The sequence below is a fragment of the Nocardia sp. CA-084685 genome, assembly GCF_050955785.1.
Lineage (GTDB): Bacteria > Actinomycetota > Actinomycetes > Mycobacteriales > Mycobacteriaceae > Nocardia.
On sequence record NZ_CP192094.1, the window covers coordinates 8,849,867 to 8,872,263 of the forward strand.

Here is a 22,397-nt window from a genome sequence, read left to right on the forward strand (position 1 = left end):
GGCTGGACCATGAATTCGAAGGAGACAGCGGAGCGCAGCAGTCATCTGGTCTGCGATCCAGAGGAGCTGCGTAGCCTCTTTCTGTTCGAGAAGCTCACCGACCAACAGCTGGAGTTGCTGTGCGCCCATGGCCGCATCGAGATCATCGAAACGGGACTGGTCTTCCGGGAGGGTGATCCGGCCACCTGCTTCTACGTGATGATCGAGGGCGAGGTGCAGCTCACCAAGCTCTCCGGCGGCACCGAGATCGAGATGTCGCGCACCGACTATCGCGGCGCGTACGCGGGTGCGTGGACCGCCTATCTCGGCGACAAGGTCGACCAGACCTACACCGGTTCGATGTACGTGACCCGTCGGTCCCGGTTCTTCGTACTGGATGCGGGCGCCTTCGCGCGGATGATGCACGACTGGTTCCCGATGGCCGTGCACCTGCTCGAGGGCGCATTCTTCGGTAACCGCAGCAACATCGAGCGGATCGCCCAGCGCGAACGCCTGCTCGCATTGGGCTCCTTGTCGGCGGGTCTGACCCATGAGCTGAACAATCCGGCCGCCGCCGCGGTGCGCGCCACTTCCGGCCTGCGCGATCGGGTCGCGGGCATGCGGCACAAATTGGCCATGATGGCCCAGGGCAAATTCGATACCGAATCCCTGGAAGCGCTGGTGCGCTTGCAGGAGGAGGCCGCCGCCCAGGTCGCCAAGGCGCCGGAGCTGACCACCTTGGAGGCCTCCGAGCGCGAGGACATCCTCAGCGAATGGCTGGAGGACCACGGCATCGAGGACGCCTGGAACCTGGCCCCGAATTTCGTGCAGGCCGGTTTCGATGTGGACTGGCTGGAACGGGTTTCGGCCACCCTGGAGGGCTGTCCGGACCTGGTAGTCCAGGGCGCGATCCGATGGCTGAACTACACCATCGAGACCGAGTTGCTGATGAACGAGATCGCCGATTCGACCACCCGCATCTCCACCCTGATCGGTGCGGCCAAACAGTATTCGCAGATGGATCGGGCGCCGTTCCAGGTGGTCGACATCCACGAACTGCTCGACAGCACGCTGGTGATGCTGAGCCGCAAGATCGGCGACGGCGTCAAGGTGGTCAAGGAGTACGACCGGACATTGCCCGAAGTGCCCTGCTACGCGGCGGAATTGAATCAGGTGTGGACCAACCTGATCGATAACGCGGTGTACGCGATGAACGGCCAAGGCACCCTCACCATCGGCACCAGGCACGAAAACGATTGCGCCGTCATCGAAATCGGCGATACCGGGCCAGGGGTACCGGCCGAGGTGCGCAGCCGCATCTTCGAACCGTTCTTCACCACCAAGCCGGTGGGCGAGGGAACCGGTCTGGGCCTGGATATTTCGTTCCGAATCGTGGTGAATAAACACCACGGCGATATCCAACTCGATTCCGAGCCGGGCAATACCCGATTCACGGTCTGGCTCCCGCTGCACCGTCCCGAGGAAGTGCCGGAAACCGGCGAGCGATCCGAAGCCAAAGCAGGAGGTCAGTGATGACGCAGGAGTTGGAGGGTATCGATCCCGCGGTCGCGCCCAGCGGTCCGGGCTGTATGGAATGTGAAGCGGCCCAGGGCTGGTGGGTGCATCTGCGGCGCTGCGCACAGTGCGGCCATATCGGCTGCTGCGACACTTCGCCGGAGCAGCACGCCTCCAAACACGCCAAGGACACCGGACATCCGTTCATTCAGAGCTATGAGCCGGGCGAGGATTGGTTCTTCGACTTCCGCTCCGAGGAGATGTACAGCGGCGGACCGGAACTCGCACCGCCGACGCATCATCCGGTGGACCAGCCGGTGCCAGGACCGCGGGACCGGGTGCCCGCCGATTGGCAGAGCCACATCCACTGACCATCAGGGATCGTTTGGAAAAGCGCAAGGGCCGCCCCGCACTGTGGGCTCCATGACAACCGAACGATCCCACCCGGTACCCTGCTCCGGACGCGCCGGAGACTCCGGCGCCGCGAGTTACCGGGGAACGCACGTGATCAAGCGAGTTACCGCCATCGCCCTGGCCACCGGGGCGGTGGCCGTCGCGCTGGCCGGATGTGGCAGTTCGGACGATTCCAGCTCCGACGCGAACGGTCTGCGCAAGGGCGCGACGGGCACCAGTACGCCCGTTAGCACCACTTCCGCGACCGGCGCAGCGCCGACCACGGCCGCAGACGCACCGACCACCACCACCAAGACCACGGCGAACTACCCCTCGCTCGGCCCGGCGTCGAGCACCACCTGCGGTGAATTCAAGAAATTGGACAGCACCGAGGAGAAGTCGCTGATCGAGAAGGTGCTCGCGGAGAATCCGGGCAGCGAGTTCGAGGGCAGCCCGAATGTCGCACTCGGTACCGCCAAACTCGTCTGCCTGGCCCCCACCTACACCGATACCCCCGTCGCGGTGGCCGCCGGGATCGTCGAGAAGGACAAATAGGCGCCCGCGACATCAACGGCACATACCCAGAACGCGCGTACACAGCGGGCAGGCGCTGTGTACGCGCGTTCTACTCATGGCGCGATGATCAGGGCTGACCGGTGGCGAACGCGATCACGGCGTCGAGGAACTCCTGGCCGCCCATGACGTATCCGCCGATCAGCGCACCGGCCGGGATGCTGATGATCCACAGGAAGGGGATGAAAGCCCCGATGACGGCACCGATGACGATGCCGGGCAGGTTCTTGTTGACCTGCTCCATGAGCCGGTCGTAGGAGCTGATGTCCTTCAGGCCCGCAATGTCCTTCACCTTCGCGGTGTCCGCCGGGGTCATCGTCGAAGTCAGCGCGAGAGTGTGGCCGTCCGCGCTGATCTGCTGGCTTACCGCGATCGGAAGTCCCGCGACCTCGGAGTGCAGCGGCACCTGGTCCACCGTCGCGCCGTCGTCGGACTTCAGCAGCACTGCGGCACCGTCCGAGGCCAGCTCGAAGCGGCCGCTGTCAACCGCCCAGGTGATGGTCTTATCAGTTGGGGAAACCGTTGTGTGGTAGTTGATTCCGTGTGCAACACCAGAAGTCACGCCCCCCTGGGTCACTGCCGCCGGCTGCTCAGTCGCCACAGCGGGCTGCCCATTGGCGGTAGCCGCGGTAATCCCCACCGCGGTGACAGCCATGAAGACAGCAGTAGTGATCTTTCCGAACTTCATTCCTTGAATTCCCTCCACTTTGTTGTCCCGCCCGACCAGGGGCGGGAACAGAACGTTAGCGTGCGGAATTCGTTGTCGCACATCGGGGTTCGTCAGTCATGAAATCGTCGAAACAATTGCCGAAGTTTAGCTATCCACAGCTACGCGGATCGATTTGCGATACGGTCGGGACACATGAGAGACGCCCAGCATTTGCTCGAGCTGAGCTGATAACTCTGAAACAGTTGCACGTCATATCGCAGCCTAGCCGTAGGTCCTGGTCACCGTGGTGCGGCGGCACGATTGACCGTTGGCTGCTGAAATCGACTCGGACAGGCGTACCAGTCTCCGATGCGAAATTACTGGTCAACAGTGCCCTGCCGCATTGCACGTCCAATCGGCGAATCGACGACGATCCGAGGCCGTTTTCGGTTCCGTGAGTACATTCACAATTTGGATTGCCGGCCGGAAATGGCGGATGGCGGCACTCGCCATCGAGGATTTTTCCGCGTATCCGCGATCTATCCGACGGTCAGCCGACCAACGAGGGTCGGACGCGGGCAGAATGACACAGTGGCAGAACTCGCGCTTACCGCTCGACTGAATCCCTCCGCCGCGGATGCCAGGCGCGGGGTGGTCCGGTTACATCCGGAGGCACTCACCGCGCTCGGCCTGCGGGAATGGGACGGTATCGCGCTGATCGGGGCACGGCGCACCGCCGCGGTGGTCGGGAAGGCCCCGTCGGGCACACCGGCGGGGGTGGCACTGCTCGATGACGTGACATTGTCCAATGCGGGACTGCGCGAGGACGCGAATGTCGTGGTCTCCCCCGCGACCGTGTACGGCGCCAAACAGATCTCGCTGAGCGGTTCGGTACATGCCACCAGGACCATTCCCGCGGCAACGCTGCGCCAGGCGCTGCTGGGCAAGGTGGTCACGGTCGGTGACACGGTATCGCTGCTGCCCCGAGATCTCGGCCCGGATATCAGCTCTTCGGCTGCCACCCAGGCCCTTTCACGCACCTTCGGTATTGCCTGGACCACCGAGTTGCTGACCGTAACCGCGACCGATCCCGCCCGCGCTCCGGTGAGCGTGCAGCCGAATACCGCGGTGGTCTGGGGTGCGAGTGCGGTGGCGGCCCGGGATTCCGCCGATCGGGCGGCGGCCGGGCTACCGGCAGCGGCGGGTGAGGCCGCGCGCGGGGCCACCGAGGCAGCGGCGCTGTCCGCGACCAATGGGACGGGCGCGGGCTGGACCGCGACCGTCGGCGAGTCGGCCATTCCGGTCGAGGATCTGGCGGGTGCGCACGGTCAGGCCGCGAAACTCCAGGAGTGGCTCAGCCTGGCACTCGACGAACCGGAACTGCTGAAGGCCCTCGGCGCCACACCACACCTCGGGGTATTGATCACCGGCCCGGCCGGAGTCGGCAAGGCCACGCTGGCGCGTTCGGTGGCGGCGCCGCGGCGCATTGTCGAATTGGACGGCCCGACGGTCGGCGCGGCCGAGAGCGGTGCGCGGTTGCGCGAGGTCGCGGCCGCGGTATCCGAAATCGGTTGCGGGCGAGGTGGAATCCTGCTCGTCACCGATATCGACGCGCTGCTGCCCGCACCGGCCGAACCGGTCGCCACGCTGATCCTGGACCAGTTGCGCGCCGCGATCGCCGAACCCTGCGTGGCGCTCCTGGCGACCACGGCGCATCCGGCCGGTATCGATCCGCGGCTGCGCGCGCCCGATCTCTGCGATCGCGAACTCGCACTCGCGCTGCCCACCGCCGCCGTGCGCAAGGCACTGCTGGAGCAGCTGTTGCGCAAGGTACCGACCAAGGATCTGAAGATAGACGAGATCGCTTCGCGCACACCTGGATTCGTGGTCTCGGATCTGGCCGCGCTGTGCCGCGAGGCGGCGTTGCGCGCGGCTTCGCGGGCCAGTAAACAACAGTCGGAACCGGAGTTGACCCAACCGGACCTGCTCGGCGCCACCGAGGTGATCCGGCCGCTATCACGTTCCGGCACCGAGGAACTCGCGATCGGCAGCCTCAGCCTCGATGACGTCGGCGACATGGTCGAAACCAAAGAGGCACTCACCGAAACCGTGCTCTGGCCGCTGCGCCACCCGGATTCGTTCGCCCGCCTCGGTATTCGCCCGCCGCGCGGTGTACTGCTCTACGGTCCGCCGGGCTGCGGTAAGACCTTCCTGATCCGGGCGCTGGCCGGGACCGGTCAGCTCAGCGTGCACGCGGTCAAAGGCGCCGAATTGATGGACAAATGGGTTGGCGCCTCCGAGCGCGCGGTGCGCGAATTATTCCAGCGCGCACGCGATTCCGCTCCCTCGCTGATCTTCCTGGACGAGGTGGACGCGCTCGCGCCGCGACGCGGACGCAACAGCGACTCCGGCGTCGGTGACCGCGTAGTCGCCGCACTGCTGACCGAACTCGACGGCGTGGAACCGCTGCGTGACGTGGTGGTGCTCGGGGCGACGAACCGTCCGGAACTGATCGATCCCGCACTGCTTCGCCCCGGCAGATTGGAACGGCTGATCTTCGTGCCGCCGCCGGATGGCCAGGCTCGACTGGAAATACTGCGCGCGGCAGGGAAGTCGGTGCCGCTGGCCGCCGATGTCGACCTGGCCGCGCTCGCCGCCGACCTGGACGGCTATTCCGCGGCCGATTGCAGTGCCTTGCTGCGCGAGGCCGCATTGACCGCGATGCGCCGGGATATGGACGCCGCCGATGTCACCGCCGGGGATGTCGCGGCGGCCATGGCGGTGGTGCGTCCGTCGCTGGATGCCGAGCAGATCGAGTCGCTGCGCCGGTACGCGGACAGTCGCCGATAGCCGTTTACGGCAATCGTCCAGCTATTGCGAGTTTCCTGGACTTTCTGCATGTCCGACATATTCGGGCAATATAGGCGCAATCATCGGATCCCGCGTCGAGCCCGAGTAAGTTCGACGAGGTGCGCAAGATCGGCGATGCGATCGATACGATCACGGCCTTCTTCGGGGCCGTGATCGCCGGCGTCGCCCTGTTCCTGCCGATCACCTTCCGATGGACCGCCGACAGCTCGCCGTATCGGTTGGCCAGCCTGAACAACAGCGTCCCACGCGGGGCCGCGATCGGGGTGATCGTGGCGGTGGCCGTCGCGGTGCTGGTGATCACCTTCCACAAGCCGCTGGTGGCGTGGACAGCGGCGCTGTTCGGTGCGATCGCCATGGACATCAATCACATTGCCGGGCGCCATGTCTCCTCGGCCGACCTGCTGACCACCCAGAACTATCTGGATTCGATTCTGGCTGGCGTACTGCTCGGCGCGTTGGGCGCGGCGGTGCGACGCCGATCGGGTCCGGCGGCCGGATTCGCGATCGGCACCGCGGGGTTCTTCGTCTTCGGTGATCTCGCGGAACTGTTGGATATCGCCTACGACAATCCGTACGCGGCACTCGAAACACCCCCGCGCTGGCTCGTCAGCGTGGCGGTGATACTGCTGATCATCAGCACGCTGCGCAACCGGTCCCAGCCCGAGCAATCGCGGCCGCCGGGGATCGCCGTCGAACTTCCGGTCACGCCGATCCTGGCCTCGATGGTGCTGGCACTGGTGATCCTGGCCATTACCGAATGGCTGGCGCGCCAGTATCAACACGCGCCGAACGTCAGTCATGCGGTCGAAATCGGGATGGCGGTCGCCGCGACGGTCATCGCCGCCACCGCCGCGGCCATGCTGCTACCTGGGCGCGACGGCACCGGCGTGTATTTGGCGGTCGGTCTGGTCGCCGCTGCCGAGGCGGTCGGCGGGGATCCGCGGCCTGGGTGGAGCATCGCCGCGCTGCTCGCGGTCACCGCGGTCGGGCTGCTCATCGGGGTACGCCTGCCCTCGACCTTCATCGCCATCCTGCTGATCACCGCGCTAGTGGTATTCGCCCTGGTGCAGCCCCCGCACGAGCATCGCTACGTGACCGCGGCCGGCAGCGCGGCCCTGGCGCTGACGGCCGGATACTGCTGTGGCACCGCGCGTCCCCGATACGCACCGAGTGGGGTGCTCGCCCTCTCGGCGCTGTATCTGCCATCGATCATCACCGCACTGCCGCACGACACCGCCGAATGGCCGCCGAACGGGGGCGCCGATCATCAAGCCCTGGCCGGTCGAACCGCGCTCGCGATAGCCTGCGGCTCGGCCATCGGGTTGATAGTGCTGCGCCGAGTCCGGCCGCGCAGCCGACCCAAGCCGGGGCAATCCGTCGACGACCAATCGTTAGCGGACATATAGCCCATACGCTTGGAGATGGCATATGCCATATTCGCTCGGCTGACGAAAGTCGCAGGCTCCGAGTAAGGTCATGGGTAATCACCCCGCCGCAACTACCCGACGGAGTGCAGTTTGCTCGGAATCCTGCTTGCGCTCGTGATAGCCGCACTCGCGGCACCGCTGTGCGTGCGGGCATTGGGGCGCAACGGTTTCTACGTACTAGCGCTCGTCCCGTTCGGCTGTCTCGGCTGGGTGATCGCGAATTGGAGTAGCACACAGCGGGTTCGAGTCCGGTGGGCGTCGAGCATCGACATGAATATCGAGCTGCGCTTCGATTCGCTCGCCGCGATCATGTCCGCGCTGGTGCTCGGCGTCGGTGCGGTGATCCTGACTTATTGCGCACGGTATTTCGAGGACGACGAACCGCCGCTGCTGGTGTTCGCGGCCCAGTTGGTCGCCTTCGCCGCGGCCATGTTCGGCCTGGTCGTCAGCGATAACATGTTGCTGCTCTATGTGTTCTGGGAAATGACGACGGTGTTGTCGTTCCTGCTGGTCGGTCACCATGCCGAACAGGCGGTGAGCAGGCGGGCGGCGATCCAGGCGCTCTTGGTGACCGGGGCGGGCGGGCTGGCGATGCTCGTCGGGATCGTCATCCTCGGTCAGGTCAGCGGCAGCTACCTGCTGTCGGATCTACTCGCCGGGGCCCCATCCGGCATCGCGGTGGATGTCGCCGTGGTGCTGCTGCTGGCCGGGGCATTGAGCAAATCGGCGATCGTGCCGCTGCACTTCTGGCTGCCGGGCGCGATGGCGGCGCCGACACCGGTGAGCGCGTACCTGCACGCGGCGGCCATGGTGAAGGCGGGCGTCTATCTGGTGGCGCGATTGGCGCCGGTATTCGCGGAAAGCCCGGCCTGGCATCCGTTGATCCTCACGCTGGGTGTGGCGTCGATGGTGCTCGCCGGGTTGCGGTCGTTGCAGGTGACGGATCTGAAGCTGGTGCTCGCCTTCGGGACGGTGAGCCAGCTGGGGTTGCTGATCATGCTGGTCGGGCTGGGTACGCCGGATGCGGCGCTGGCCGGTTCGGCGTTGATCGTGGCGCATGCGCTGTTCAAGGCGTGTTTGTTCATGGTGGTCGGGATCATCGACCACGGGGCCGGTACGCGGGATTTGCGGGAGTTGTCGGGGCTGGGGCGGCGGGCACCGGTGCTGTGCGGGGTCGCGGTGTTGGCGGCGCTCAGCATGGCCGGGATTGCGCCGCTATTCGGGTTCGTGGGCAAGGAAAGTGCGCTGGGCGCGGTGTTGGATGCCGATGTCCTTGCCATACCGGCCAAGGCCGCGTTGGCCGTCGGTGTGCTGCTCGGGTCCATGCTGACCGTTGCGTACAGCATTCGGTTCATTTGGGGCGCCTTCGCGGATAGAGAGGTGCTATCCGGTAGCGAGCAGGTGCGCCTCGCGGAACACGGTTGTTCGGAAAACGGCCAGTGGCACGCGCCAGGAGCGCTGTTCACAGCTGCGCCCGCCGTGCTCGCGGTGGGAAGCTTGGTTGCGGGTCTCGGCACGCCATGGCTGGACGACCTGCTGAACCCCTATGCGAAAACCCTTCCCGGCGTGCTCGATTCGCATCTCGCGCTCTGGCACGGCTTCACTTTCCCGCTGGCGCTGACCATCCTGATCATCGTCGCTGGCATCGTGATTTTCCAGCTGCGCGGTCACATCGGCGAATCCGCGACCATGCTCGGCAATGCCGACCGCGCCTACGACGCCACCCTGCGGGCCATGGACCGGCTGTCACTGCGAATGACGGGTGCGGTGCAGCGCGGCTCGCTGCCGCTGAGTCAGGCGGCGATCCTGGTGACATTGATCCTGCTGCCGACAGTGCTGCTCGCGATCGGCACCCGCACCGGAGTTCGCCTGCGCCTGTGGGATTCGCCGTTTCAGGTCGTCATCGGCGCGATCATGGCCGTCATGGCACTGGCCGCGACGGTGCTGCGCAACCGATTGGCCAGTGTGCTCGTCGTCGGTGTCTCCGGTTACGGCTGCGGTGTGATCTTCGCACTACACGGTGCGCCCGATCTTGCGCTGACCCAATTCCTCGTCGAGACACTGACTTTGGTGATCTTCATGCTGGTGCTGCGTGCCTTCCCCGCCGAAATCGAGGAAAGCCGCACGGCCGCATTCAAAGTGCGGCGGGCGATCCTGTCCGCACTGGTCGGCGCGACGGTCGCGGCGCTGGCCGCCTTCGCCGTCGCCGCCCGCTCCACCGAACCCATCTGGCACCTGATCCCCGAGGCCGCATACACATTCGGCGGCGGTAAGAACGCCGTCAACGTTCTGCTGGTCGATATCCGGGCCTGGGACACTCTCGGCGAGATCTCGGTACTCGTCGTGGCCGCGACCGGTGTGGCATCGCTGGTATTCCGCAGCCGCCGTTTCGGCAGCGCCCCGCGGGCAGCGGACGCCCCGAACTACGATCCGGAACTGATCAGCTGGTTGCCCGCGGGGCGGCTGGTGGATCGGCGGGACAGATCGATGGTCCTGCAGGTCACCACCCGACTGGTCTTCCCGACCATCATGGTGCTGTCGGTGTACTTCTTCTTCTCCGGCCACAATGCGCCGGGCGGCGGTTTCGCGGGTGGGCTGACCGCCGGACTCGCGCTGACGTTGCGCTATCTGGCGGGCGGCCCCTACGAACTCGGCGAGGCACTGCCCGTCGACGCGGGGCATCTGCTCGGTGGCGGGCTGGCGCTGGCGGCAGGAACCGCGAGCACCTCACTGCTGCTCGGCGCACCGCCGCTGTCATCGGCGATTGTGGAAGTGACGCTGCCGCTGATCGGGCATATCAAGGTGGTCACCGCATTGTTCTTCGATCTCGGTGTCTATCTCATCGTGGTCGGGTTGGTCCTGGACGTGCTGCGCAGCCTGGGCGCGCGCCTGGACAGCGAGCTGGCCACCGACGAAGACGAATCCGCCTCGGTGCGAGGAGGTTCCCGGTGAGCGCGAATCTGACCCTGCTGATCCTGATCGGGATTCACGTCGCGTGCGGCGTCTATCTGATCCTGGAACGCGCGGTCTCGAAAATGCTGCTCGGCATGATTCTGTTCGGCAATGCGGTCAATCTGCTGATCCTGACGGCGGGCGGGCGGGGCGGTCGACCACCCATCCGGGGTGAGGGTGAGGATATGGCCGATCCGCTCGCCCAGGCCATGGTGCTCACCGCGATCGTGATCACCATGGGTCTGGCGGCCTTCGTGCTCGCCCTCGCCTATCGCTCCTACATCCTCACGACCACTGACACCGTGCACAACGATCCCGAGGATGCCGAGGTTGCCGCCCGGCGCGAGGGAGAGGATCCCGAGGATTGATTCCGCTGACCGCGCTCGCGCCGCTACCGGTCCTGGTGCCCCTGCTCGGGGCGGCGGGCACGCTGGTGTTCGGGCGGCAGCCGCGCATCCAGCGCTTCATCATGCTGGCGGTGCTGTCGGTCGTGGTGGTCATCTGCGCCGCGCTGCTGTATCTGGTCGATCGCGACGGAACCACCGCGCTACAGGTCGGCGGCTGGAATACGCCGATCGGCATCACGCTGGTCGTCGACCGGCTATCCGCGGCCATGCTGCTCATCTCGGCGATCGTGCTGCTCGCGGTCTCGGTCTACGGTGCGGGCCAGAATATTCGCGACGGTGACGATCGCCAGCCGACCTCGATCTATCGACCGACGTATCTTGTTCTCACCGCCGGTGTTTCGGCCGCATTCCTGGCCGGTGATCTGTTCAACCTGTTCGTCGGCTTCGAAGTTCTGCTCGCCGCATCGTTCGTACTGCTCACCGTCGGCGCGACCGCGGACCGGATCCGCGCCGGTATCGCGTATGTGATGGTCTCGATGGTGTCGTCGCTCATCTTTTTGACCGGCATCGCGCTGGCCTACGCGGCCACCGGAACACTGAACCTGGCTCAGCTCGCGGTGCGGATGGGCCAGGTGCCCGATGGTATTCGGATGTCGGTCTACGCGGTGCTGCTGGTGGCCTTCGGCATCAAGGCCGCTGTCTTTCCGCTCTCGAACTGGTTGCCCGATTCCTACCCCACGGCACCCGCGCCCGTAACCGCGGTTTTCGCAGGCCTGCTGACGAAAGTCGGCGTGTACGCGATCATCCGGACGCACTCGCTGCTGTTCCCGGACGGCGGATTCGACGATGTGCTACTGGTGTGTGGTCTGCTCACCATGGTGGTCGGGATCTTCGGTGCGATCGCGCAAAGCGATATCCGACGCCTGCTGTCGTTCACCTTGGTGAGCCATATCGGCTACATGGTGTTCGGCATCGGACTCTCCACCGCCGCCGGACTTTCCGGCGCGGTTTTCTATGTGGCACACCACATTCTGGTGCAGACGGCGCTGTTCCTGGTGGTCGGATTGATCGAGCGGCAGGCGGGCTCGGTATCGCTGCGACGGCTTGGCGGTTTGGCAGCGGCCAGTCCGCTGCTTGCGATCCTGTTCCTGGTGCCCGCCTTGAATCTCGGTGGCATACCGCCCTTCTCGGGATTCATCGGCAAGGTCGCACTGCTGCAGGCGGGTGCGGCGGCTGGCAGCGTGCTGGCCTGGGTGCTGGTCGCGGGCTCGGTGGTAACCAGTCTGCTGACGCTATATGCCATGGCGCGAGTGTGGAGCAAGGCATTCTGGCGGCCGCGCGTCGAGGCGCCGGAGGGGCATCTCACTGCGGCGAAACCACCAACGCTGGTGGAGGATTCGACCGATGTGCGCTATGACGAACGCACCGATCCGGGCCGCATGCCAGTGCTGATGGTCGGCTCGACGGCGGCGCTCGTGGTGGTCGGTCTGTGCTTGACCGTATTCGCCGGTCCGATTCTGCGCATTACCGACCGGGCCGCCGACGATCTGAGCAATCCGGCGGTATATGTCGGCGCGGTGCTGGGCGATTCGCATGCCGAGGCGAAGGGCCGATGAGGGCCCCCCGTCGGCTTGTCCCGAATCGATCGACCGCCGTGCGCATCGGCGTGCTGTTGTGGCTGACGGCAGTGTGGCTGACGCTCTGGGGCGAAGTCAGTGTGGGCAATCTGCTGGCCGGTCTCGTCGTCGGCGCGCTGATCATGCTGACCTTGCCGCTGCCGCGCGTCCCGGTATCGGGGCGCTTACATCCGCTGTCGCTGATCGAATTGATCGTCGTCAGTGCGTATTACGCGCTGGAATCGAGTCTGCAGGTGGCCTGGTTCGCGATCCGTCCGGCGCCGCCGCCGGTCTCCGGTGTGCTGCGGGTGAATCTGAGTATGCGATCGGATCTGGTGCTGGTGCTGTGCGCCGATGTGCTCAATCTGATTCCCGGCACGATGGTGTTGGAGATCGACCGGCGGCGCTGTGTCTTCTACGTGCATGTCCTGGACGTGAGCAGTGATAAAGCGGTCGACGCGTTCTACCGGACCACGCGGCGGCTGGAACGGCTGCTCATCTCATCGTTCGAACGCCCCACCGAATGGCGTTCGGCCCGAACAACTCCGGAGGTGGAGCCGTGACCGAGCGTAGCGAGGGAACCAATAACACAGCACCGCCGGTCACGGCGGAACCGAGCGTCAGCGAGGTGGAGTCGTGACCGAGCGAAGCGAGGGAACCAATAACACAGCACCGCCGGTCACGGCGGAACCGAGCGTCAGCGAGGTGGAGTCGTGACCGAGCGAAGCGAGGGAACCAATAACACAGCACCGCCGGTCACGGCGGAACCGAGCGTCAGCGAGGTGGAGTCGTGACCGTTGTCGCGATTGTGGCGGGCATCATGCTGATGGCCGCCGCCGTGATCGTCAGCTATCGCATCCTGGCCGGGCCGAGCATCCAGGACCGCGTCGTCGGCATCGACTCGCTGATGGCCATTGCCGCCTCCGGCTTGGCGGTCTGGGCCGCCTACAGCGACGACACCACGGTCGTACCCGCGATCGTCGCGCTGGCACTGGTCGGCTTCCTCGGCTCCGCCGCGGTCTCCCGATTCCACATCCGGGACGACATATGAATCTGTGGCACGTGGCCTCCGGGGTCCTCATCCTGAGCGGCGCGACACTCGCGCTGACCGCATCGATTGCCATCGTGCGCTTTCCTGACACGCTCTCGCGCATGCACGCCGCCACCAAGCCCCAGGTGGTGGGCCTGATCCTGGTTCTGGAGGGTGCGGCGATCCAATTGCGCGGCCACGGCAATATCGGGCTGCTGGTGCTGGTCGGGCTGTTCACCCTGCTCACCGCTCCGGTAATCGCGCATCTGATCGGCCGAACGGCGTATCGGGAGCAGCGCTACCGTGACGGGCTATCACGGGTGAACGAGTTTCGCGACGATAGGTTGTGAGCCGATGGACCTCGGGCGTGGTCCAGCACCCATTCTCGCGCCGAATCCGCGGATGCTCAGGCTATCGAGGCGCGCCGACGGGAGTCTCTTCCGCCGCAACCACCGCAGCCCCGGCGAACCACGTCGCATGGAACGCCGCAGCCATCGCGGCCAGCAGCGCGAGCACCACAGTCCCTGCCAGCACCGGATATTCGGCCATCGAAACCGCGAGATAGCGGAACGAGAGCAACAGCGCGCCGAGGATCACCGCACCGAACAGCACCAGCCGCACCCGGAACCGTCCACAGCCGCGCTCGGGATCGCGCAGCGCGGACTCGATCGTCAGGCACAGCACCGCACCGGCGACCAGATCGACGCCGTAGTGGTAGCCGAAGCCCAGCGTCGCCGTCAGCGTGGCGGCCAACCAGAACGCGCCGAGGCAGCGCAGCCACAGCGGAGCACGCGAACCATCGGTGTCCCTGCGAGTGTGCAGAAAGACCGACAGCGCCCAAGCGGTATGCATGGAAGGCACGCAGTTGCGTGGCGTGAAGGAATCGAATGGCAGCGGTGCGGGATTGCGATCGATCGGCGGGACGACACCGGGCCAGAAGTTGCCCACCTGCATGCCATGGCCATCCGCGCCGTAGCCGAACATCGGGCCCACTACCGGGAAGATGACGTAGATGACCGGACCGATCAGTCCGAGCACCAGGAAGGTGCGCACCAGATAGTGCGTGGGCCAAACACCGGTCGATACCACCCGACGCAGCTGCCACACCGCGACGACGATCGCCGCCACCGGCAGTTCGATGTAAACCCAGTGCAGCACCGCGTAGACGGCCGGTCCGAGCGCATCCACCACGCGCCCCATCACCCAGGACGGATCACCGAGCGCATGATCGGCCAGTGCTACATAGACGTCGTAGACCTGCGGCCGACTGACGACCGTAATGTGCAGCCACACATCGCCGACCTTGGTGGCCAGCACCAGCAATGCCCCCAGCGCGGCGGCGTGCAGCGCATTGCGGCGCTCCACCCCGCTCCAGCGGAATCCGGCGACCAGCGCCAGACCGGTGAGCACGAGCGTCGGCCCGTTGCCGATGGCGAACGACTCGCCGCTCAGCAGTCGAACACTCGCCCATACCACGTCGATACCCGCCGCAATGCCGACCGTGATTATCCTGCGGCGCTTGGAGATTCCGACCAGCGCGAGGATGAGTCCGGCCCACGGCACCGACATGGACTTGGGCGTGCCGACGTAGTCGTGCCACAGACTGCCGAGCGGCCCCTCGAAATCGTGCCCGATCGATCCCGCCTGTAGGGCGATGAGCAGTACCGGCACCGCCGCGATCGCGGCCGCCGTCCAGATCCGCGAGCGCGGCACGCGCGCCCGCTCGGTATTCGATTCGCGGCGCTCCCGGGTCCCTCCGTGGTTACCCTCCGCTACCGCCTCCGGGCCCGTCGCTCGCGCCGCGGGGACGCTGCCACCTCTTTGACTCGGATCTTCGACAAGCACGTCGACCATAGTAAACGGCGGATGAACGCCATCCCCCTGACCAGCTGAACGTCAGTCGATCTTTCGAGCAGGCAGAACTACTGGTTCAACTCCTTGACCAGGGCATCGACCACCGCGACCAGATCACCCTGGGTGCTCGCGGCCACTTTGCGCTGCCGCTGATAGGACGCGCCGCGCTGCGGGATCTCCGCCACGAACGCGAGTTCATCCGCACAGCCGAGCCGCTTGGCGGTCGGCTCCAGCCGCCCCAGCAGTTCCATCAGATCATCGGTGACCAACCGCTCATTGCTGTCATCGTCCACGACGACGATCGCGTCGAGGCCGTAGCGGGCCGCACGCCACTTGTTCTCCTGGGCATGCCACGGCGGGATGGTCGGCAGCGTCTCACCGTTTTCGAGGCGCTGGTCCAGATCGACGATCAGACAGTGAATGAGCGCGGCCATGGCCGCCAGCTCTGCGCGGGTCGAGATCCCATCGCAGACGCGCACCTCGATGGTGCCCCATTTCGGCGCGGGGCGGATATCCCAGTGCATGCCGCCGAGTTGCTCGAAGACTCCGGTCTTCATTTCGTCGTGCACGAAATGCTCGAACTGGGTCCAGTTTTCGAATTGGAACGGCAGACCGGCAGTGGGCAGCTGCTGGAACATCAACGTCCGGTTGCTGGCATACCCGGTATCGGAACCCGCCCACATCGGTGAGGACGCGGATAGCGCGAGCAGGTGCGGATACGACAGCAGCAGCGAGTTGAGGATCGGAAAAACCTTCTCGGCGTGCGAAACTCCGACATGCACGTGCACGCCCCAGATCATCATCTGGCGGCCCCACCACTGGGTTCGATCGATCAATTCGTCGTAATGCGGTGAGCGCGTGAGCTGTTGGGCAGACCACTGGGCGAACGGGTGGGTGCCAGCGCAGAACAGATCGACGCCGAGCGGATCGGCGGCGCGGCGCACGGTATCCATGGTGCCGCGCAGCTCATCGACCGCTTCGCCGACAGTGTTGTGCACACCGGTGACGAGTTCGACCGTATTGCGCAGCAACTCCTTGGTGACCTGCTGGGTTCCGTCGTAGGAGTGTAGTTCGCCGAGCGAATCGAATACGGCCGCAGCGGTATTCGACAGATCGCGAGTCACCTTGTCGACGAGCGCGATCTCCCATTCGATCCCGATGGTAGGCCGGGGCGACCCGGGGAAGGGAACCCGCGCGATTGCTGGTCCGGCCATATCGGTGACCTTGCTACTGGATTACACCGCAGGCGATGCGACCACCCGCGTCGCCCGTCGCCAATGTGGTGTCGTCCGGGCCGGCAACGCCGTCGGCGCGGACATAACGGTTGGGGATATTGCCGAAGTTATCGGCATCGGCGTGGATCATCAGGGCCTTGCCCTTGATGTCGTCCAGCGTCACCGCATCGGTGGTGGTGACCAGTTTGGCGGTACCGTCGGAACGGACCTCGAGCGATGTCAGATCACCGCTGGCCGGATGGGCATTGGCGCTGCCGACCTGCAGGTGACCACCGGCCGACAGGAAGTCGCCCGCCGGACCACCGGTGGGTGCGACCGAATTGGGCTCGCACTTGCCGACCTGGTGGATGTGCAGGCCGTGGAAGCCAGGACGCAGGCCGTGCGCCTCGATGCTGACCTGCAGGTGGTTGCCGTCCTTGGTGATATTCGCGACGGCGACCGAGGAACCGGCGGGGTCCTTCAGGTCGACCTTCACTCCCGTGTTGGCATTCGGGGCACCGGTCTCGGTGCCGGATTCGCCGGCCGGCGGGGCGGACGCACCGGTCCACACGGGCGGCGTAGTTCCCTGGACGTCGCTCGACTCCTGGCTGTTCGTGCAGGCGGCGAGGCCGAAGACCGCGACAGCGAGCACCGGGGTCACAGTCCGCCAGGACGGGCGACGAGTTGTGGACGGGGCCATCGGGGGAACTCCTTTACGAGTACCGAGTTTACGAGTGAAGCTGGGTGGACACGTTCGTTACCGGACAAGATGATGCCACGCCCGCCGTGTCGCACCCGTGACCGGGCCGTGTCGCGAGCACCCCGCACTGATCAGTTACCCGTGACAACCACGGTCACACCCGAACCCGAACCCGAACCACCCGGGCGCGGCTCGGCGGTCGCGCCCAGTTCATCGGCTATGGCCAGTGCGGCTTCCTTCTCGCCGGGGTTATTGCCGTAATACACAGTCGTATTGGTGATATTAGGGCCGGGATAGTTGCCGACCTCGGCAACGTTCCAGCCATCGGCGGTGAGCTCGCTCGCGGTGCGCGCGGCCAGTCCAGCTACGGTGCTGTTGTTCAGAACATGGACCGGCACAGCGCGATTCGCCGTGGTCGTCGCCGGCGTGGTCGACGGCTTCGTGGTGGCCGACGCCGAACTGGTCAGTGCCGAACTCGTGGTCTGCACCGGCGCGTTGGTCGTCGCGACCGCCGTGGTGGCGGCGGCCCGACTCGTTGTGCTCGAGGTATCACCGGCCCCCGAGGTATCGGAGTCCGAACTCGATAACGACATAGCGCCGAGCCCGGCGAAAACGATGGCCAGCGCGATCAACACCATCGCCAGCGCGCGCAACGGCGGCCCACCGGGGGTGGGATTCGGGTCGCTCACGGCCGCGCCTCGCTGGCGCTCGGCTCCGCCGTGCGCCACGGCGCGCTGTGTTGACGGTTCACTCGCTGACGCTCGCTCACGACAATGACCCTATCCGCAATCCGAGCCCTATGGTCGTTGCGCTGGCTCCGCTTCTACTGCGGCGCCTCATACCTGGAAGCCGAGCCTCCGAGCGGCTCGCGCCTTCTGCCTACTCGCCCGCAGTCGGCGCAACCGTTTCACCAGCATGGGATCTGCGGCCAATGCCTCCGGCCGATCCACCACCGCATTGAGAACCTGGTAGTACCTGGTCGGCGACATGCCGAACAGTTCACGAATGGCCTCTTCTTTAGCCCCGGCGTACTTCCACCATTGCCGTTCGAAGGCCAAGATGTCGTGTTCGCGACGGCTGAGACCGTCACCGTCACCGTCACCGTCACCTTCGACCTGCGGGGCTGCTGTGACATCTTCGCTCGCAGAAGGGCCGTCCTGGGTCACGGAAAGACTCCGAGCCGCTGCGCCGTCCATCTTGCTCCCTCGCCGAGTAACCACCAGACGAAAATGATGCTTGTAGGTCGCGGATCATTCAACCATGGGCCGCGGCATTGCCCCAGCACCGTCACGGCGTGTTCGCTACCGGTCGGTAGCGCGTCGTGACCACCCGCGATCGCGGCGGCTGCGACCCGTGCGAGCCCATCGGCAATAATTGCCCCCATGGCAATCCTCCCCATCGTGATCGTCGGTGACCCCGTTCTGCACAATCCGACCGAGCAGGTCACCAAGACGCCGGAGGAACTGGCCGGGCTGATCGCGGATATGTACGAGACACTCGATGCCGCCAACGGCGTCGGCCTGGCCGCGAACCAGGTCGGCGTGCCCCTGCGGCTGTTCGTCTACGACTGCCCCGATATCGATGCCAAGGGTTCGGCCGTGCGCCGCAAGGGCGCCGTGATCAATCCGGTGCTGGAGACCTCCGAGATTCCGGAGACCATGCCGGATCCCGATGACAATGACGAGGGCTGTCTGTCGGTGCCCGGTGAGCAGTTCCCCACCGGCCGGGCCGAATGGGCGCGCGTCACCGGAACCGATGAGCACGGCGAACCGGTCGAAATCGAGGGCAAGGGCTTCTTCGCCCGCATGCTGCAGCACGAGGTCGGACATCTCGACGGTTTCCTCTATGTGGATGTGCTGATCGGCCGCAACGCTCGCGCGGCCAAGAAGGCGATCAAGCGAAACGGTTGGGGCACACCGGGGCTCAGCTGGATTCCGGGTACCGTGCCCGACCCGTTCGGACACGATGACTGATCCTGCGGGTGATTCGCCACTGCCCGATATCCAGCTGGGTCGGCGTGTGGTGCTGCGGTATCGATTGCCAGCGGGTTATCCACAATCGCTCACAGATGTGATCGGCGAACTGATTTCGCTGGATCCGCCGACCGTGCGGGCCGCGGACGGGCAAGTCATCGCGGTCGCGGTGGATCGTGTGGTCGCGATGAAGGCATTGGGGCCGAGGCCGATTCGCACCAAGGAGATCCGAGCGCTCGAAGCCGCGGCGGCGTACGGGTGGCCCGGCATCGAGCAGGGTTGGATCGAAGGCTGGCTGTTGCGGGCCGGAAACGGCTACACCAACCGCGCCAATTCCGCTGTGCCGCTCGGCAGTTCGGATGGCCCGGCGGCCTTGGGCGCGGATACGCTGCGGCGGATCGGCGAGTGGTACACCGCACATGGACTGCCGGTGCAGATCGCGCTGCCGGACCGGCTCGCGACGTTGCCGCCGGGCTGGCGGAGTTGGCGCGAAACTCAGCTGTTGGCGATCGATATCGAGAATTTCGTACTGCCCCAGGGCCCGCGGATGGTGCGCATTGTGCCCGCACCCGATGAAGCCTGGTTGACGATGCATCGCTACAGTGGCGAAGACCCTGTGACACAGTCGGTTTCGCCGCCACCGGTGGTTGACGTGCTGATGGCTGTGCACGACGGCGAAGTGGGTTTCGCATCGCTCGGATTGCCGCAGCCCATCGCGATCGGTCGTGGTGCACTCACCACCGCACCGGACGGGCGTCGCTGGATCGGGTTGAGCTGCGTCGCGGTGGCCGCCGAACACCGCAGGCACGGACTGGGTTCGCTGATCTGCGCGGAACTGATCCGCTGGGGTTTCGACCGCGGCGCCACCCACGCCTATCTCCAAGTCGAGGCCGAGAACACCGGGGCCATCGCGATGTACCACGAACTGGGCTTCCTCGACCACCACACCTACCGCTATGCCGCTCCGGACAGCTCTCGCTGAACCCACTCCTGCTGCGGTACAACAGACCTATAGCCCATTGCGAAGGAAGTCATCCGTGCGTCTCGCGACCTGGAACGTCAATTCGATCCGCTCCCGCCTCGACCGGGTCGCGGACTTCCTCGACCGCCAGGACATCGATGTGCTCGCGATGCAGGAAACCAAATGTCGCGACGACCAGTTCCCGTTCGAGCGCTTCGACGAACTCGGCTATGAGGTCGCCCATATCGGGCTGAACCAGTGGAACGGTGTCGCCATCGCCTCCCGCATCGGCCTCGACGATGTGGAAGCCGCGTTCCCGAACCAGCCCGGCTTCGACAAGGATGCGGCCGACTCGCTGATCAGCGCCCCGATCGTGGAATCGCGTGCACTCGGCGCGACCTGCGGCGGGGTCCGGGTCTGGAGCCTGTACGTCCCCAATGGCCGAACCCTGCTCGATCCGCACTACACCTACAAACTGGAATGGCTTGCCGCCCTGCGCGCCAACGGCGCCCAATGGCTGGCCGAGCATCCGGAGGCGCAGATCGCCCTGGTCGGCGACTGGAATATCGCTCCGACCGACGACGATGTGTGGTCCGTCGAATTCTTCGCCAATAAAACCCACGTCTCCCAACCCGAACGCGACGCCTTCAACGCCATCGTCGAAACCGGCTTCGCCGACGTAATGCGCCCCTACGCCCCCGGCCCCGGCGTCTACACCTACTGGGACTACACCCAACTGCGCTTCCCCCGAAAAGAAGGCATGCGCATCGATTTCATCCTCGCCTCCCCCACCCTGGCCGCCCGCACCAAGGACGCGATGGTCGACCGCGAGGAACGAAAAGGCAAAGGCCCCAGCGACCACGCCCCGGTAATCGCCGAATTCACCGACTGATCGCTGATACCGATCTCATTCATAGTGGAAGCGGCAGGCGACAATCTTGGCCGTATCATCCTCGATCACATACACAATGCGGTGCTCGGATGTGATGCGACGCGACCAGAACCCAGCGAGGTTCTGCCGCAGTGGTTCCGGCTTGCCTATACCGTCGTAGCCGTTGCGGGTGATGTCCTCGATGAGTCTGTTGATTCGCCTCAGGGTTGCCTTGTCGTTGGCTTGCCACCAGAGATAGTCGGCCCAGGCATCCGCCGTGAACAAGATCTTCACTCCATGCCCTCGTCGTCTGTTTCGACGAGTTCATGGTGTTCGGTCTCGCCGGCCCGTAACTGCTCGATCGATCGCTCCAGATGGCGAGCATTAGCTGGTGATCCGAGCAGGTACGCGGTTTCCTTCAGCGACTGGTACTCACGCAGCGAAATCACGACCGCAGACTCTCGTCCCGCGCGGGTGATGACGACCTCTTCCAGATCTTCGGTAGCCGAATCCAGGACAGAAGCCAGATTGGCGCGAGCTTCGGTGATGGAGATGGGTCGCATGACGGTCCTCTCGAACGTTCGTATGTATCAATGTACGCCATCACGTACATAGAGTGCACCGTAGACCGGCCGCACCGTTCCCTCGGCGGGGCAATACCCGGCGGGAAGACACGCGGTACCAGGGCAAACCTGGCGAGCAACGCTGATATCTTGGTGCGCATGGCTAGCGAGACGGCGGTGCGGCCACGGCAGCGGGCCCAGCATCTGGGTCCGGAGCGTCGCCGCCCCCAGGTGCTCGATACCGCACTGGCGATTGCCGTCGAGCACGGCGTCGCGGCGGTCACCATGGCCGCGATCGCCGAGCGGATGAATGTGACCAGGCCGGTGGTCTACGCCTGTTTCCCGGATCGCGTCGAACTGATCGAGGCGCTCATCCAGCGCGAGGAGAGCTTCCTGGTCGGCGGCGTGCTCGAAGTGCTGCCACCCCGCGCTGTCGACGCGGGCGAGACCGTTTTCGTCGATGGTTTCCGCGCACTGCTGGAGAAGGCGGCCGAGCGACCGGATGCCTGGCGGCTGCTGTACGGCAATCCCGATCCGGCCGTTGCGGATTCGTTCGGGCGCGGTCGCCGGCTCGCCATCGAGCGTTGCACCACGCTGCTGCGACCGACGCTGCGCGCCTGGGGTACCGAAGATGCCGAGCGTAAGTTGCCGGTGCTTGTCGAGTTGTGGGTGTCCGCAGGTGAGGGTGCGGTGCGCACACTGCTTGCCGACGAGGGCGGTTGGGATGCGCAGAGCCTCGGGGCCTTTGTCGGGGCGGCCGTGTACCGCGCATTACGTCACGCCTGACAATTGTTCAGGACTTCACCCTATCGCTAGGCGAAATGCCGCAGAAGTTGCCGATAGGCCGACAAAATGTCCACCGTAGCGGCACCGGCGGCACTACGATGGAGGTGAATCCAGCGGTCCAGC

General features: G+C 65.5%; 23 protein-coding genes. 15 read left to right on the top strand and 8 right to left on the bottom strand.

All coding sequences use genetic code 11. From position 1 onward, the window contains the following. Positions 1-9 precede the first annotated feature (9 nt). The 3 genes from ACQP2U_RS38900 (at position 10) to ACQP2U_RS38910 (ending at position 2,442) form a co-directional block, all read left to right on the top strand. Complete coding sequence (locus tag ACQP2U_RS38900; RefSeq protein WP_433712148.1) at positions 10-1,512, top strand: ATP-binding protein; 1,503 nt, start codon at positions 10-12, stop codon at positions 1,510-1,512. Continuing rightward, positions 1,512-1,865, top strand: a complete 354-nt coding sequence (locus ACQP2U_RS38905) for a UBP-type zinc finger domain-containing protein (RefSeq protein WP_433712149.1) — start codon at positions 1,512-1,514, stop codon at positions 1,863-1,865. Before ACQP2U_RS38900 ends, ACQP2U_RS38905 begins: the two co-directional genes overlap by 1 nt. Positions 1,866-1,998: 133 nt before the next feature. Further along, entirely contained in the window at positions 1,999-2,442 is a 444-nt protein-coding gene (locus ACQP2U_RS38910; RefSeq protein WP_433712150.1) for a hypothetical protein, read from the top strand. Between the two features lie 88 nt (positions 2,443-2,530). Here the strand turns inward: ACQP2U_RS38910 and ACQP2U_RS38915 are convergent, their stop codons facing one another. Beyond that, positions 2,531-3,148 carry a hypothetical protein gene (locus tag ACQP2U_RS38915; protein WP_433712151.1) on the bottom strand — a complete coding sequence of 206 codons (618 nt, stop codon included), beginning with the start codon at positions 3,146-3,148 and terminating at the stop codon, positions 2,531-2,533. Between the two features lie 552 nt (positions 3,149-3,700). On the opposite strand from ACQP2U_RS38915, the gene ACQP2U_RS38920 reads away from it, so the two are divergent. The 8 genes from ACQP2U_RS38920 (at position 3,701) to mnhG (ending at position 13,702) form a co-directional block, all read left to right on the top strand. Further along, a complete protein-coding gene (locus ACQP2U_RS38920) occupies positions 3,701-5,959 on the top strand; it encodes an AAA family ATPase (RefSeq protein WP_433712152.1) in 2,259 nt (752 codons plus the stop codon). 119 nt (positions 5,960-6,078) lie between these two features. Continuing rightward, positions 6,079-7,386, top strand: coding sequence for a hypothetical protein (locus ACQP2U_RS38925; RefSeq protein ID WP_433712153.1), 1,308 nt, complete (start codon positions 6,079-6,081; stop codon positions 7,384-7,386). Between the two features lie 111 nt (positions 7,387-7,497). Further along, positions 7,498-10,359: a Na+/H+ antiporter subunit A gene (locus ACQP2U_RS38930; protein ID WP_433712154.1), complete on the top strand. Its 2,862-nt coding sequence runs from the start codon at positions 7,498-7,500 to the stop codon at positions 10,357-10,359. Next, positions 10,356-10,727 (top strand): Na(+)/H(+) antiporter subunit C, encoded by a 372-nt coding sequence (locus tag ACQP2U_RS38935; protein WP_433712156.1) that lies wholly within the window; start codon positions 10,356-10,358, stop codon positions 10,725-10,727. Before ACQP2U_RS38930 ends, ACQP2U_RS38935 begins: the two co-directional genes overlap by 4 nt. Then, positions 10,724-12,322 carry a Na+/H+ antiporter subunit D gene (locus ACQP2U_RS38940; RefSeq protein WP_433712158.1) on the top strand — a complete coding sequence of 533 codons (1,599 nt, stop codon included), beginning with the start codon at positions 10,724-10,726 and terminating at the stop codon, positions 12,320-12,322. The genes ACQP2U_RS38935 and ACQP2U_RS38940 overlap by 4 nt, the downstream gene beginning before the upstream one ends. Beyond that, entirely contained in the window at positions 12,319-12,885 is a 567-nt protein-coding gene (locus ACQP2U_RS38945; protein WP_433712159.1) for a Na+/H+ antiporter subunit E, read from the top strand. Before ACQP2U_RS38940 ends, ACQP2U_RS38945 begins: the two co-directional genes overlap by 4 nt. A 227-nt stretch (positions 12,886-13,112) precedes the next feature. Next, entirely contained in the window at positions 13,113-13,373 is a 261-nt protein-coding gene (locus tag ACQP2U_RS38950; RefSeq protein ID WP_433712161.1) for a monovalent cation/H+ antiporter complex subunit F, read from the top strand. Next, a complete protein-coding gene (gene mnhG / locus ACQP2U_RS38955) occupies positions 13,370-13,702 on the top strand; it encodes a monovalent cation/H(+) antiporter subunit G (RefSeq protein WP_433712163.1) in 333 nt (110 codons plus the stop codon). The genes ACQP2U_RS38950 and mnhG overlap by 4 nt, the downstream gene beginning before the upstream one ends. A 61-nt stretch (positions 13,703-13,763) precedes the next feature. Here the strand turns inward: mnhG and ACQP2U_RS38960 are convergent, their stop codons facing one another. The 5 genes from ACQP2U_RS38960 to ACQP2U_RS38980 all read right to left on the bottom strand — a co-directional run bounded on the left by ACQP2U_RS38960 (position 13,764) and on the right by ACQP2U_RS38980 (position 18,316). Then, on the bottom strand, positions 13,764-15,050 hold the full coding sequence (locus ACQP2U_RS38960; protein WP_433716731.1) for a DUF5933 domain-containing protein: 1,287 nt from the start codon (positions 15,048-15,050) through the stop codon (positions 13,764-13,766). Between the two features lie 224 nt (positions 15,051-15,274). Next, positions 15,275-16,420 carry a glutamate--cysteine ligase gene (locus tag ACQP2U_RS38965; protein ID WP_397033757.1) on the bottom strand — a complete coding sequence of 382 codons (1,146 nt, stop codon included), beginning with the start codon at positions 16,418-16,420 and terminating at the stop codon, positions 15,275-15,277. A 13-nt stretch (positions 16,421-16,433) separates the two neighbouring features. Beyond that, positions 16,434-17,120, bottom strand: coding sequence for a superoxide dismutase[Cu-Zn] (gene sodC, locus ACQP2U_RS38970; RefSeq protein WP_433712164.1), 687 nt, complete (start codon positions 17,118-17,120; stop codon positions 16,434-16,436). Positions 17,121-17,251: 131 nt separating this feature from the next. Then, the gene (locus ACQP2U_RS38975) at positions 17,252-17,809 is read right to left on the bottom strand and encodes a LytR C-terminal domain-containing protein (protein ID WP_433712166.1); all 558 of its coding nucleotides are present in this window, start codon (positions 17,807-17,809) and stop codon (positions 17,252-17,254) included. Positions 17,810-17,956: 147 nt separating this feature from the next. Next, the gene (locus ACQP2U_RS38980) at positions 17,957-18,316 is read right to left on the bottom strand and encodes a DUF3263 domain-containing protein (RefSeq protein WP_433712167.1); all 360 of its coding nucleotides are present in this window, start codon (positions 18,314-18,316) and stop codon (positions 17,957-17,959) included. A 186-nt stretch (positions 18,317-18,502) separates the two neighbouring features. Here ACQP2U_RS38980 and ACQP2U_RS38985 point away from each other — a divergent pair, with 186 nt between their 5' ends. From ACQP2U_RS38985 to ACQP2U_RS38995, 3 genes are read left to right on the top strand one after another with little or no spacing between them, the layout of a single operon-like run. Further along, on the top strand, positions 18,503-19,093 hold the full coding sequence (locus ACQP2U_RS38985; RefSeq protein WP_397033764.1) for a peptide deformylase: 591 nt from the start codon (positions 18,503-18,505) through the stop codon (positions 19,091-19,093). Further along, positions 19,086-20,075 (top strand): N-acetylglutamate synthase, CG3035 family, encoded by a 990-nt coding sequence (locus ACQP2U_RS38990; RefSeq protein ID WP_433712169.1) that lies wholly within the window; start codon positions 19,086-19,088, stop codon positions 20,073-20,075. The genes ACQP2U_RS38985 and ACQP2U_RS38990 overlap by 8 nt, the downstream gene beginning before the upstream one ends. 55 nt (positions 20,076-20,130) lie before the next feature. Beyond that, positions 20,131-20,946: an exodeoxyribonuclease III gene (locus tag ACQP2U_RS38995; protein ID WP_433712170.1), complete on the top strand. Its 816-nt coding sequence runs from the start codon at positions 20,131-20,133 to the stop codon at positions 20,944-20,946. A gap of 15 nt (positions 20,947-20,961) precedes the next feature. Here the strand turns inward: ACQP2U_RS38995 and ACQP2U_RS39000 are convergent, their stop codons facing one another. Together ACQP2U_RS39000 and ACQP2U_RS39005 are read right to left on the bottom strand one after the other, a co-directional pair. Further along, a complete protein-coding gene (locus ACQP2U_RS39000) occupies positions 20,962-21,219 on the bottom strand; it encodes a Txe/YoeB family addiction module toxin (protein WP_433712171.1) in 258 nt (85 codons plus the stop codon). Beyond that, complete coding sequence (locus ACQP2U_RS39005) at positions 21,216-21,488, bottom strand: type II toxin-antitoxin system Phd/YefM family antitoxin (protein ID WP_433712172.1); 273 nt, start codon at positions 21,486-21,488, stop codon at positions 21,216-21,218. Before ACQP2U_RS39005 ends, ACQP2U_RS39000 begins: the two co-directional genes overlap by 4 nt. Before the next feature lie 159 nt (positions 21,489-21,647). Between ACQP2U_RS39005 and ACQP2U_RS39010 the strand changes: the two genes are divergently transcribed. Next, entirely contained in the window at positions 21,648-22,274 is a 627-nt protein-coding gene (locus ACQP2U_RS39010; RefSeq protein ID WP_397033771.1) for a TetR/AcrR family transcriptional regulator, read from the top strand. The last annotated feature ends 123 nt before the right edge of the window (positions 22,275-22,397 follow it).

What these genes read in the sequence shown, in the direction of transcription:
- ACQP2U_RS38985 (WP_397033764.1), top strand. Translation starts at nt 18,503, where the DNA reads ATGGCAATCCTCCCCATCGTGATCGTCGGTGACCCCGTTCTGCACAAT.
- ACQP2U_RS38945 (WP_433712159.1), top strand. Translation starts at nt 12,319, where the DNA reads ATGAGGGCCCCCCGTCGGCTTGTCCCGAATCGATCGACCGCCGTGCGC.
- ACQP2U_RS39010 (WP_397033771.1), top strand. Translation starts at nt 21,648, where the DNA reads ATGGCTAGCGAGACGGCGGTGCGGCCACGGCAGCGGGCCCAGCATCTG.
- sodC (WP_433712164.1), bottom strand. Translation starts at nt 17,120, where the DNA reads ATGGCCCCGTCCACAACTCGTCGCCCGTCCTGGCGGACTGTGACCCCG.
- ACQP2U_RS38990 (WP_433712169.1), top strand. Translation starts at nt 19,086, where the DNA reads ATGACTGATCCTGCGGGTGATTCGCCACTGCCCGATATCCAGCTGGGT.
- ACQP2U_RS38905 (WP_433712149.1), top strand. Translation starts at nt 1,512, where the DNA reads ATGACGCAGGAGTTGGAGGGTATCGATCCCGCGGTCGCGCCCAGCGGT.
- ACQP2U_RS38980 (WP_433712167.1), bottom strand. Translation starts at nt 18,316, where the DNA reads ATGGACGGCGCAGCGGCTCGGAGTCTTTCCGTGACCCAGGACGGCCCT.
- ACQP2U_RS39005 (WP_433712172.1), bottom strand. Translation starts at nt 21,488, where the DNA reads ATGCGACCCATCTCCATCACCGAAGCTCGCGCCAATCTGGCTTCTGTC.
- ACQP2U_RS38965 (WP_397033757.1), bottom strand. Translation starts at nt 16,420, where the DNA reads ATGGCCGGACCAGCAATCGCGCGGGTTCCCTTCCCCGGGTCGCCCCGG.
- mnhG (WP_433712163.1), top strand. Translation starts at nt 13,370, where the DNA reads ATGAATCTGTGGCACGTGGCCTCCGGGGTCCTCATCCTGAGCGGCGCG.
- ACQP2U_RS38900 (WP_433712148.1), top strand. Translation starts at nt 10, where the DNA reads ATGAATTCGAAGGAGACAGCGGAGCGCAGCAGTCATCTGGTCTGCGAT.
- ACQP2U_RS38915 (WP_433712151.1), bottom strand. Translation starts at nt 3,148, where the DNA reads ATGAAGTTCGGAAAGATCACTACTGCTGTCTTCATGGCTGTCACCGCG.